Source organism: Burkholderia sp. (assembly GCF_018375725.1).
Lineage (GTDB): Bacteria > Pseudomonadota > Gammaproteobacteria > Burkholderiales > Burkholderiaceae > Burkholderia.
In genome coordinates, this window is the sequence record NZ_JAHACR010000018.1 from 21,380 (window position 1) to 31,954 (window position 10,575).

General features: G+C 65.3%; 12 protein-coding genes. 9 read left to right on the forward strand and 3 right to left on the reverse strand.

Annotated elements, in window-relative coordinates:
- Positions 1–30 precede the first annotated feature (30 nt).
- The 9 genes from KH616_RS05120 (at position 31) to iscX (ending at position 6,495) form a co-directional block, all read left to right on the forward strand.
- A complete protein-coding gene (locus KH616_RS05120; RefSeq protein ID WP_292237844.1) occupies positions 31–513 on the forward strand; it encodes a low molecular weight protein-tyrosine-phosphatase in 483 nt (160 codons plus the stop codon).
- Positions 514–621: 108 nt separating this feature from the next.
- Positions 622–1,161, forward strand: coding sequence for a Fe-S cluster assembly transcriptional regulator IscR (iscR, locus tag KH616_RS05125; protein WP_292237845.1), 540 nt, complete (start codon positions 622–624; stop codon positions 1,159–1,161).
- A gap of 63 nt (positions 1,162–1,224) precedes the next feature.
- The gene (locus KH616_RS05130; RefSeq protein WP_292237846.1) at positions 1,225–2,448 is read left to right on the forward strand and encodes an IscS subfamily cysteine desulfurase; all 1,224 of its coding nucleotides are present in this window, start codon (positions 1,225–1,227) and stop codon (positions 2,446–2,448) included.
- Positions 2,449–2,503: 55 nt separating this feature from the next.
- Entirely contained in the window at positions 2,504–2,911 is a 408-nt protein-coding gene (gene iscU / locus KH616_RS05135; RefSeq protein WP_292237847.1) for a Fe-S cluster assembly scaffold IscU, read from the forward strand.
- A gap of 62 nt (positions 2,912–2,973) precedes the next feature.
- A complete protein-coding gene (gene iscA / locus KH616_RS05140) occupies positions 2,974–3,297 on the forward strand; it encodes an iron-sulfur cluster assembly protein IscA (protein WP_038713568.1) in 324 nt (107 codons plus the stop codon).
- A gap of 91 nt (positions 3,298–3,388) precedes the next feature.
- Positions 3,389–3,916, forward strand: a complete 528-nt coding sequence (hscB, locus tag KH616_RS05145) for a Fe-S protein assembly co-chaperone HscB (protein ID WP_292237848.1) — start codon at positions 3,389–3,391, stop codon at positions 3,914–3,916.
- Positions 3,917–3,972: 56 nt separating this feature from the next.
- Positions 3,973–5,841 carry a Fe-S protein assembly chaperone HscA gene (gene hscA / locus KH616_RS05150; RefSeq protein WP_292237849.1) on the forward strand — a complete coding sequence of 623 codons (1,869 nt, stop codon included), beginning with the start codon at positions 3,973–3,975 and terminating at the stop codon, positions 5,839–5,841.
- Between the two features lie 88 nt (positions 5,842–5,929).
- Positions 5,930–6,271: an ISC system 2Fe-2S type ferredoxin gene (gene fdx / locus KH616_RS05155; protein WP_292237850.1), complete on the forward strand. Its 342-nt coding sequence runs from the start codon at positions 5,930–5,932 to the stop codon at positions 6,269–6,271.
- 14 nt (positions 6,272–6,285) lie between these two features.
- Positions 6,286–6,495 carry a Fe-S cluster assembly protein IscX gene (gene iscX, locus KH616_RS05160; protein WP_292237851.1) on the forward strand — a complete coding sequence of 70 codons (210 nt, stop codon included), beginning with the start codon at positions 6,286–6,288 and terminating at the stop codon, positions 6,493–6,495.
- A 131-nt stretch (positions 6,496–6,626) separates the two neighbouring features.
- Here iscX and KH616_RS05165 read toward each other — a convergent pair whose 3' ends face one another.
- The 3 genes from KH616_RS05165 to prfB all read right to left on the reverse strand — a co-directional run bounded on the left by KH616_RS05165 (position 6,627) and on the right by prfB (position 10,426).
- The gene (locus KH616_RS05165) at positions 6,627–7,376 is read right to left on the reverse strand and encodes a glycine zipper 2TM domain-containing protein (protein ID WP_292237852.1); all 750 of its coding nucleotides are present in this window, start codon (positions 7,374–7,376) and stop codon (positions 6,627–6,629) included.
- 344 nt (positions 7,377–7,720) lie between these two features.
- On the reverse strand, positions 7,721–9,247 hold the full coding sequence (lysS, locus tag KH616_RS05170; protein WP_292237853.1) for a lysine--tRNA ligase: 1,527 nt from the start codon (positions 9,245–9,247) through the stop codon (positions 7,721–7,723).
- A gap of 74 nt (positions 9,248–9,321) precedes the next feature.
- A protein-coding gene (gene prfB, locus KH616_RS05175; protein WP_292237854.1) for a peptide chain release factor 2 occupies positions 9,322–10,426 on the reverse strand; the annotation gives its coding sequence in 2 pieces (ribosomal slippage) (positions 9,322–10,353 and positions 10,355–10,426; 1,104 coding nt in all).
- Positions 10,427–10,575: the final 149 nt, after the last annotated feature.

Sequence of the window (10,575 nt, forward strand, 5' to 3'; positions counted from 1 at the left end):
CGCGGTTCGCCGCGGTTGAGCGATAGTGCGATGACCCGCGTTGCAATCTGTTTCGTGTGCCTCGGCAACATCTGCCGTTCTCCGACCGCCGAAGGCGTGATGCGCCATCAGGTCGAGTCCGCCGGACTGGGCGACCGGATCGAAGTCGATTCGGCCGGCACCGGCGACTGGCACGTGGGCGAGCCGCCCGACGCGCGTGCACAGGCGGCGGCGTGCTCGCGCGGCTACGACCTGTCGGCGCTGCGCGCGCGGCAGGTCAGCGGGGCGGATTTCGAGCGCTTCGACCTGCTGCTTGCGATGGACGAGGCGAACCTCGCGGAATTGCGCCGCCGCTGCCCGCCGCGACACCGCGACAAGGTGCGGCTGCTGATGGAATTCGCGCCGGGCGCCTCGGCGACCGAAGTCGCGGATCCTTATTTCGGCGGCGCACAAGGGTTCGAGGCGGTGCTCGATCAGTGCGAGGACGCCTGTCGGGGCCTGCTGGACACGCTGCGGGAGCGCGCGTCGCGCTGATTCCGTTAATTGCTTCGCGAATTCCCTGTCATGGACAGGGATACTTGACTAAAACTGTCAAATATTTATACTTGACCAAAATCGTCAAGATTGCAGTCCCCTTACATCATGAGACTCACCACCAAAGGCCGTTTCGCCGTCACGGCGATGATTGACTTGGCACTGCGCCAGGAGCAGGGCCCGGTGACGCTTGCAGGCATCAGCCAGCGCCAGCGGATTTCGCTCTCGTATCTCGAACAGCTGTTCGGCAAGCTGCGCAGACATGAAATCGTCGAGTCCGTGCGCGGGCCGGGCGGCGGTTACAACCTTGCGCGCCGCGCGCAGGACGTGACAGTCGCCGACATCATCATTGCGGTCGACGAGCCGCTCGACGCGACGCAGTGCGGCGGCAAGGGCACGTGCGACGGCTCGAAGCAGCCCGATGGCCACTGCATGACGCACGAGCTGTGGGCGACCCTCAACCAGAAAATGGTCGAATACCTCGATTCGGTGTCGCTGCAGGATCTCGTCGATCAGCAGCGGGCGCGCGAAGGCGCGCCTGCGGTGCTGCGCGACCGGCGCGAGCCGGAACCCGTCGCCGCGCCTGCCGAGCCGGTGCGCACGATCCCGCTTGGCCCGAATTCGGTGTTCAACATCGCGAGCTCGTGAGCACGAGGCGCCCTAGCCGAACCTATAACGCATAGTCCCTGCACAGAATACCCGGAGCGACAGATGACCCAAGACACTCTCCACCTGCCCATCTACATGGATTACAGCGCGACGACGCCCGTCGATCCGCGTGTGGTCGACAAGATGGTGCCGTACCTGCGCGAGCAGTTCGGCAATCCGGCGTCGCGCAGCCACGCGTACGGCTGGGATGCGGAGCGTGCCGTCGAAGAGGCGCGCGAACAGGTGGCCGCACTGGTGAATGCCGATCCGCGCGAGATCATCTGGACTTCCGGCGCGACGGAATCGGACAACCTCGCGATCAAGGGCGCCGCGAACTTCTATCAAGGCAAGGGCAAGCACATCGTGACGGTGAAAACCGAGCACAAGGCCGTGCTCGACACCTGCCGCGAGCTCGAGCGCGACGGCTTCGAGGTCACGTATCTGGACGTCAAGGAAAACGGCCTGATCGACCTCGACGTGTTCAAGGCCGCGCTGCGCCCGGACACGATCCTCGTGTCGGTGATGCACGTCAACAACGAAACCGGCGTGATCCAGGACATCGAGACAATCGGCGAGATCTGCCGCGAAAAGGGCATCGTGTTTCACGTCGACGCCGCGCAGGCAACGGGCAAGGTCGAGATCGACCTCGCGAAGCTGAAGGTCGACCTGATGTCGTTCTCGGCGCACAAGAACTACGGCCCGAAGGGCATCGGCGCGCTGTACGTGCGCCGCAAGCCGCGCGTGCGCATCGAAGCGCAGATGCACGGCGGCGGCCACGAGCGCGGCATGCGTTCGGGCACGCTGGCGACGCACCAGATCGTCGGCATGGGCGAGGCGTTCCGCATCGCCAGGGAAGAAATGGCCACCGAGAACGAGCGTATCCGCGCGCTGCGCGACAAGCTGCTGCGCGGCCTGTCGCAGATCGAGGAAACGTACGTGAACGGCGACATGGAGCACCGTATCCCGCACAACCTGAACATCAGCTTCAACTTCGTCGAAGGCGAGTCGCTGATCATGGCGATCAAGGATGTCGCGGTGTCGTCGGGTTCCGCATGCACGTCCGCGTCGCTGGAGCCGTCGTATGTGCTGCGTGCGCTCGGCCGCAACGACGAACTCGCGCACAGCTCGATCCGCTTCACGGTCGGCCGCTTCACGACGGAGCAGGAAGTCGATTACGTGATCGATCTTCTCAACAGCAAGATCGCGAAGCTGCGTGAGCTGTCGCCGCTTTGGGAAATGCACCAGGAAGGCATCGATCTGTCGACGATCGAATGGGCCGCGCATTAAACATTTCGCGGGCGGATTGGCGCACGCAGACGTAACGAGTCAAGGAGTCTGAGTCATGTCTTACAGCAACAAGGTTCTGGATCACTACGAAAACCCGCGCAACGTCGGTTCGTTCGCGAAGGACGACGACGCGGTGGGCACCGGCATGGTCGGCGCGCCGGCATGCGGCGACGTGATGAAGCTGCAAATCCGCGTGGGTGCGGACGGTGTGATCGAAGACGCAAAGTTCAAGACCTACGGTTGCGGTTCGGCGATCGCGTCGAGCTCGCTCGTGACCGAATGGGTGAAGGGCAAGACGCTCGACGAGGCGCTCGCGATCAAGAACACGCAGATCGCAGAGGAACTCGCGCTGCCGCCGGTGAAAATCCACTGTTCGATTCTCGCGGAAGACGCGATCAAGGCGGCGGTTGCGGACTACAAGAAGCGCCACGACGGCAAGGACGGCGACCAGGCAGCGGCCTGAGCGCATCGAGCGGCTTGAAGGAACGCGGCGCACCGCGATCGGCGCGCCGCGGCAAGGACATCATGGCAATTACACTGACCGAAAAAGCAGCGCAGCACGTCCAGAAGTATCTGGTCCGGCGCGGTAAGGGGCTGGGCCTGAGGCTTGGCGTTCGCACGACCGGCTGTTCCGGCCTCGCCTACAAGCTCGAGTATGTCGACGAGCTTGCGCCCGAGGATCAGGTGTTCGAGAGCCATGGCGTGAAGGTTATCGTCGATCCGAAGAGCCTCGCCTACATCGACGGCACCGAACTGGATTTCGCGCGCGAAGGCCTGAACGAAGGGTTCAAGTTCAACAACCCGAACGTGAAGGACGAGTGCGGCTGCGGAGAATCGTTCCGCGTGTGACGGGATCCGCACGATGCGGGCAACAGGCGGCGCATGCCGCCTTTTTAATGCGCGGCGTTTGCCGTGCGATGAACTGGAATTGACCGCGACGATGGCTTCGCTGAAAGACAGTCACTTCGATCTGTTTCACCTGCCGGCGCAGTTCGCGCTCGATGCCGACGCGCTCGATGCCGCGTACCGTACCGTGCAGACACAGGTGCATCCGGACCGCTTTGCGGCGGCCGGCGACGCGCAAAAGCGCATCGCGATGCAATGGGCGACGCGCGCGAACGAGGCGTACCGGACGCTGCGCGATCCGCTCAAGCGCGCGACTTACCTGCTGTCGCTGCGGGGCATGGACATTGGCGCGGAAAACAACACCGCGATGGAGCCCGCGTTCCTGATGCAGCAGATGGAGTGGCGCGAAGGGATCGAGGATGCGGCGGCCGCGCGCAATGTCGATGCGCTCGATGCGCTGCTCGTCGAGTTGCGCGACGAAAAGCGCGTGCGCCTTGAGCGCCTCGGTGCGCTGCTCGACAGCGGCGCCGACCAGGGCGCAGCGGAAGCCGTGCGGCAGCTGATGTTCATCGAGCGGGTCGAGTCGGAAGTGAGCGCACAGATCGAGCGTCTCGAACATTAACCGCGTGCGTCGCAGCGCGCGCAGCAAACGGAGCGGAAGCTCCCGAACGAACCAAGATGGCTTTACTGCAAATCTCCGAACCGGGCATGGCGCCGGCGCCGCATCAGCGGCGGCTCGCCGTCGGGATCGATCTCGGCACGACGAATTCGCTCGTCGCCGCCGTACGCAACAGCGTGCCGGAAGTGCTGCCGGACGAGGCGGGCCGCATGCTGCTGCCGTCGGTCGTGCGTTATCTGGAGAAGGGCGGCCGCCGGATCGGCCATGAGGCGAAGGCGCAGGCCGCCACCGATCCGCGCAACACGATCGTGTCGGTCAAGCGTTTCATGGGCCGCGGCAAGGCGGAAGTCGAGGGCGCGGCCAATGCGCCGTATGAATTCGTCGACGCGCCGGGCATGGTGCAGATCCGCACGATCGACGGCGTGAAGAGCCCGGTCGAGGTGTCCGCCGAGATTCTCGCGACGCTGCGCCAGCGTGCCGAAGACACGCTCGGCGACGAGTTGGTCGGCGCCGTGATCACGGTGCCTGCGTACTTCGACGATGCGCAGCGCCAGGCGACCAAGGATGCCGCGCGGCTCGCCGGTCTCAATGTGCTGCGCCTGCTGAACGAGCCCACGGCGGCGGCGATTGCCTACGGCCTGGATAATGCGGCGGAAGGTCTGTACGCGGTTTACGACCTCGGCGGCGGCACGTTCGACCTGTCGATCCTGAAGCTGACGAAGGGCGTGTTCGAAGTGCTCGCCGCAGGCGGCGACTCGGCGCTCGGCGGCGACGACTTCGATCACATGCTGTTCGAGCACGTCCTCGCGCAGGCCGGCATCGACGCGAAGACGCTCGCGCCGGAAGACGTGCGGCTGCTGCTCGACCGCGTGCGGCAATTGAAGGAAGCGTTGTCGGCGGCGCCGCAGGCGTCGCTCGATGTCGTGCTGTCGACGGGCATGCAGCTCGCGCAGACGGTCACGCACGAGACGTTCGCATCGCTCGTCGAACCGCTCGTGCAGCGCACGCTGACGCCGACCCGCAAGGCGCTGCGCGACGCGCAGGTGACGCCGGCCGACATCAAGGGGGTCGTGCTGGTCGGCGGCGCGACGCGCATGCCGGTCATTCGTGACGCGGTCGGGAAGTATTTCGGCCAGCCGCCGCTCGTCAATCTCGATCCGGATCAGGTCGTCGCGCTCGGCGCGGCGATCCAGGCCGATCTGCTGGCCGGCAACCGCGGCAGCGGCGACGACTGGCTGCTGCTCGACGTGATTCCGCTGTCGCTCGGCGTCGAGACGATGGGTGGCCTCGTCGAGAAGATCATCCCGCGCAATTCGACGATTCCGATTGCGCGCGCGCAGGAGTTCACGACGTTCAAGGACGGCCAGACCGCGATGGCGATCCATGTCGTGCAGGGCGAGCGCGAACTCGTTGCCGACTGCCGGTCGCTCGCGCGTTTCGAGCTGCGCGGGATTCCGCCGATGGCGGCCGGCGCGGCGCGGATCCGCGTGACCTACCAGGTCGATGCGGACGGTCTGTTGTCGGTGTTCGCGCGCGAACAGCATTCGGGCGTCGAGGCGTCGGTCGTCGTGAAGCCGTCGTACGGCCTCGCCGACGACGACATCGCGAAGATGCTGGAAGAGAGCTTCAAGACGGCCGAGATCGACATGCGCGCACGTGCACTGCGTGAAGCGCAGGTCGAGGCGGAGCGGATGCTCGAGGCGACGGAAGCGGCGCTTGCCGTCGACGGCGAGCTGCTCGACGCGGCGGAGCGCGCGGACGTCGATGCGCGCGTCGCGGCGCTGCGCACGATTGCGCAGAGCGACGACGTGGATGCAATCGAAGCGTCGACCAAGGCGCTGGCCGAAGGCACCGACGAATTCGCCGCGCGCCGGATGGACAAGGGCATCAGGCTGGCGCTCGCCGGTCGCCGGCTCGACGAAATCTGAACGAACGACTCGCGTGCCGGCCGGGAACGGGCGGCGCTATGATGAATTGTGCGGCGCATGCCGCCGCACGCTGACTGACGGAACGGACATGCCTCAACTGGTGGTGCTGCCTCATGTCGAACTGTGCCCGGAAGGCGCGGTGATCGACGCGACGCCCGGCAAGAGTATTTGCGACAACCTGCTCGAACACGGCATCGAAATCGAGCACGCGTGCGAAAAGTCGTGCGCGTGCACGACGTGCCACGTGGTGGTGCGGGAGGGCTTCAACGAACTCGATCCGTCCGAAGAGGACGAGGACGATCTGCTCGACAAGGCTTGGGGCCTCGAGCCGACGTCGCGCCTGTCGTGCCAGGCGATCGTGAAGGACGATACGGATCTGGTGGTCGAGATCCCGAAGTACTCGATCAATCACGCGAAAGAAAATCACTGACGGGAGGGCGGGCGATGAAATGGACCGATTCGCGCGAAATCGCGATCGCGCTGGCGGACGCGCATCCGGATGTCGATCCGAAGCGCATCAATTTTGTCGATCTGCGCCAGTGGGTGCTCGCGCTGGACGGGTTCGACGATGATCCCGCGCATTCCGGCGAGAAGATCCTCGAGGCGATCCAGGCACACTGGATCGACGAATCGGACTTCGACGACGAAGACTGAGGCCTATTTCAGGCGTCCACGTCCGGACGCGCATCGCCCGGCACAAAGCAAACGGCTCGTGATCGCTCACGAGCCGTTTTTTCATATGCGTCAGGCTGCCCGCGTACCGTGTGCGGGCAAGTCCGGCGCGGTTACGCGCCGACCAGCGTGCCGTTCTCGATCCGCACGCGCTGGCCCTGGGCGAACGGCGGCGCTTCGTGATACGTGAACGTCCGGGTCGTGCCGTTTTCCATCTGCACTTGTACCTGGTAGTCGGTTTCGGCGCGCACCTGTTTCTCGACCTGATTGCCCGCCAGGCCGCCACCGAGCGCGCCGAGCAGCGTCATTGCGGTGCGGCCGTTGCCGTGACCGAACTGGTTGCCGAGCAGGCCGCCCGCCGCTGCGCCGCCGACCGCGCCGATGCCGGTACTCTGGCCGGCCGTGCGAATCGGGGTGATGGCGGCGACCGTACCGCAGGTCTGGCAATACGACGGCTGCTGTGCGTAGCCCGGTTGTGGCTGCTGCGCATATTGCGGCGGCTGCGGTGTCGTCGAGGCGTGGTGCTTGTGATGCGTTGCTGCCGGACGCGGTGCCGGCTGCGGCTGCGTTTGCGCGATCTGCGCTGGCGGCTGTTGCTGCCGCATGCCTTGCTGGGCTGCCAGTTGCTGAGCCTGCGCGGTGCGGGCCGAACTTGCGACTGCCGCGGTATCGACGGCGGGTTGCGACGCGATCAGCGCGGCCTGCGTCTGGCCGTTTTGCGCGTCGCCGCTGGTGGCCTTCGGGATCAACCCGGTGACAGCCGCGGTCGCGGCGAGGCTCGCGATGATGACGGCGCCCGCCGCGGTTGCGACGAGGGGGTGGAGGCGTTGTTTTTGCGTGGTGGTCGGGTTCTGGTTATCCATTTTTGCTCTCCTGTCGATCCGCGTTAGCGCTTCAGCGCTTACGCGGATCCCATGCTTCGCGCTCGATCCGATATCGACCGAACCGGATGCATTTGTGCTCGGTGAGGTTCCTTGCTGCACAAGGAGTGTCGTCCATGCGCCTGACGGGCACGGTATCAAGTTGTAACGATTCGCTGCCGAAGTTTGCCGGCGGAGGGACGCGAAACCGGCGTGCTGCCGTTTCGGCTTGAAAACAAAAGGGGGGAGATCAGTTGCCGGCGAGCGCCGGCAGGCGGGATTTACGCGCGGTTACAAAGCTGCCGGCTGTACGCCGCCACGGGGCGGGGCACAGCCGGCGCGGCCGCTCAGTCTTCGCGGCGCAGGTGCGGGAACAGCAGCACGTCGCGGATCGTCGGGCTGTCGGTCAGCAGCATCACGAGACGGTCGATGCCGATCCCGCAGCCGCCCGTCGGAGGCATCCCGTACTCGAGGGCGCGAATGTAGTCGGCGTCGAAGTACATGGCTTCCTCGTCGCCGGCATCCTTCTGCTCGACCTGCTTCTTGAAACGTGCGGCCTGGTCTTCCGGATCGTTCAGCTCCGAGAAACCGTTCGCGATCTCGCGGCCGGTCATGAACAGCTCGAATCGCTCGGTGATGCCCGGCACCGTGTCCGATGCGCGCGCGAGCGGCGACACTTCCACCGGGTAATCGATGATGAAGGTCGGCTCCCACAGCTGGGATTCCGCGGTTTCCTCGAACAGCGCGAGCTGCAGTGCGCCGAGGCCGGCGTTCAGGAACGCCGGCTGCGTGACGTCGACGCCGAGGCGCTTCAGTTCGCTGCGCAGGTACGCGTCGTCCGACAGCTGGCCGTCGGTGTACTGCGGCGCGAATTTCTGGATCGCCTGCGTGATCGTGAGGCGATGGAACGGCTTCGCGAGGTCGAGCTCGCGGCCCTGATACTGGATCGTCGCGGTGCCGAGCGCATCGATCGCCGCCTGGCGGATCAGCTGCTCCGTGAAGTCCATCAGCCAGCGGTAGTCGGTGTACGCGGCATAGAACTCCATCATCGTGAATTCCGGATTGTGACGCGGCGACACGCCCTCGTTACGGAAATTCCGGTTGATTTCGAACACGCGTTCAAAGCCGCCGACGATCAGCCGCTTCAGGTACAGCTCGGGCGCGATGCGCAGGAACATCTGCATGTCGAGCGCGTTGTGGTGCGTGACGAACGGCTTCGCCGCCGCGCCGCCCGGAATCGGGTGCAGCATCGGCGTCTCGACTTCCATGAAATCGGCGTTGTCCATGAACTGGCGGATCGACGCGATCGTCTTCGTGCGCGCGCGGAACGTGTCGCGCGTTTCCGGCGTGACGATCAGGTCGACGTAGCGCTGGCGATAGCGCATTTCCTGGTCGGCGAGGCCGTGGAACTTGTCCGGCAGCGGACGCAGCGCCTTCGACAGCAGGCGCAGCTCCTTGCACTGGACCGACAGCTCGCCCTTGTTGGTGCGGAACAGCACGCCGCGCGCGGCGACGATATCGCCGAGGTCCCACTTCTTGAATGCGTCGTAGGTTTCCGCGCCGACGTCGTTCGGCGTCACGAAAAATTGAATCTGGCCCGAACCGTCCTGCACCGTCGCGAAGCTCGCCTTGCCCATCACGCGCTTGAGCATCATGCGGCCGGCGATCGCGACTTCGAACGGGTTGGCTTCGAGCGTCGCCTTGTCCGAGTCGGCGAATGTCGCCTGCAGTTCGGCGGCGCGATGCGTCGGGCGGAAATCGTTCGGGTAGGCGATGCCCTGGTCGCGCAGGGCGCGCAGTTTCTCGCGGCGCTCGGCGATGATCTGGTTTTCGTCCGCCGCGACGGCGGGCTGCGTTTGGGTCGATTCGTTCATGATGATCGGGATTCGGGATGGATGCGGCAACGCAAACGGGAGGGGGGCGGCGCGGCAGGGCCGCGCCGCGGCGCTTATACGCCCTGTTTCAGGCTCGCGCTGATGAAGTCGTCGAGATCGCCGTCGAGCACCGCTTTCGTGTTGCTCATTTCGACGCTCGTGCGCAGATCCTTCACGCGGCTCTGGTCGAGCACGTACGAGCGGATCTGGTGGCCCCAGCCCACATCGGTCTTGCTCGATTCGAGCTTGTCCTGCTCGGCCTGGCGCTTGCGCAGCTCGGCCTCGTACAGCCGCGACTTCAGCATCGCCATCGCTTCCGCGCGGTTGCGGTGCTGGGAGCGGTCGTTCTGGCATTGCACGACGATGCCGGTCGGCATGTGCGTGATCCGCACCGCCGAGTCGGTCTTGTTGATGTGCTGGCCGCCCGCGCCCGATGCGCGGTACGTGTCGATGCGCAGGTCGGCCGGGTTGACCTCGACTTCGATCGAGTCGTCGATTTCCGGATAGACGAACACCGACGAGAACGACGTGTGGCGGCCGCCCGACGAATCGAACGGCGACTTGCGCACGAGGCGGTGAATGCCGGTTTCGGTGCGCAGGTAGCCGTACGCGTATTCGCCCGAGACCTTGATCGTCGCGTTCTTGATGCCGGCGACGTCGCCGTCGGACTCTTCGAGCACCTCGGCCTTGAAGCCCTTGCGCTCGCAGTAGCGCAGGTACTGGCGCAGCAGCATCGACGCCCAGTCGCACGCCTCGGTGCCGCCGGCGCCGGCCTGGATGTCGATGAAGCAGTTGTTCGGGTCGGCCGGATTCGAGAACATCCGGCGGAACTCGATGTCGGCGACGCGCGTTTCGAGTTGCGCGGCGTCGGATTCGGTGGCGACGAGGGTGTCTTCGTCGCCTTCCTCGCGCGCGAGCTCGAACAGGTCGTGCGCGTCGCGCAGGTCGCTATCGAGCGCCGTCAGCGTGGTGACGACGCCTTCGAGCAGCTTCTTTTCGCGGCCGAGCGCCTGGGCGTTCTTCGAATCGTTCCAGACGTTCGGATCTTCGAGTTCCTTGTTGACTTCGGCTAGACGCGCTGACTTGGCGTCGTAGTCAAAGATACCCCCGAAGCTCGCCCGCGCGGCGGCGCAGGTCGAGCAGGGAGCTTTCGATCGCGTTGAGACGTTCCGCTTCCATGATCGTTTCGCTTTTCGTGCTTCGTAAAAAAGCGGAATTATAGCCGATCGGGGCCGCCGGTCATGGCCGCCGCCACGCCGTGCGTGCCCTGTCAGGCGCGGCGGCGCGCTTCCGTTATTCCCCTTTATGCGGCCGCGTGCTCGACGATC

Excerpts from the sequence above, each read along its gene's own strand:
- KH616_RS05120 (WP_292237844.1), top strand. The coding sequence starts at position 31 with ATGACCCGCGTTGCAATCTGTTTCGTGTGCCTCGGCAACATCTGCCGT.
- iscR (WP_292237845.1), top strand. The coding sequence starts at position 622 with ATGAGACTCACCACCAAAGGCCGTTTCGCCGTCACGGCGATGATTGAC.
- KH616_RS05130 (WP_292237846.1), top strand. The coding sequence starts at position 1,225 with ATGACCCAAGACACTCTCCACCTGCCCATCTACATGGATTACAGCGCG.
- iscU (WP_292237847.1), top strand. The coding sequence starts at position 2,504 with ATGTCTTACAGCAACAAGGTTCTGGATCACTACGAAAACCCGCGCAAC.
- iscA (WP_038713568.1), top strand. The coding sequence starts at position 2,974 with ATGGCAATTACACTGACCGAAAAAGCAGCGCAGCACGTCCAGAAGTAT.
- hscB (WP_292237848.1), top strand. The coding sequence starts at position 3,389 with ATGGCTTCGCTGAAAGACAGTCACTTCGATCTGTTTCACCTGCCGGCG.
- hscA (WP_292237849.1), top strand. The coding sequence starts at position 3,973 with ATGGCTTTACTGCAAATCTCCGAACCGGGCATGGCGCCGGCGCCGCAT.
- fdx (WP_292237850.1), top strand. The coding sequence starts at position 5,930 with ATGCCTCAACTGGTGGTGCTGCCTCATGTCGAACTGTGCCCGGAAGGC.
- iscX (WP_292237851.1), top strand. The coding sequence starts at position 6,286 with ATGAAATGGACCGATTCGCGCGAAATCGCGATCGCGCTGGCGGACGCG.
- KH616_RS05165 (WP_292237852.1), bottom strand. The coding sequence starts at position 7,376 with ATGGATAACCAGAACCCGACCACCACGCAAAAACAACGCCTCCACCCC.
- lysS (WP_292237853.1), bottom strand. The coding sequence starts at position 9,247 with ATGAACGAATCGACCCAAACGCAGCCCGCCGTCGCGGCGGACGAAAAC.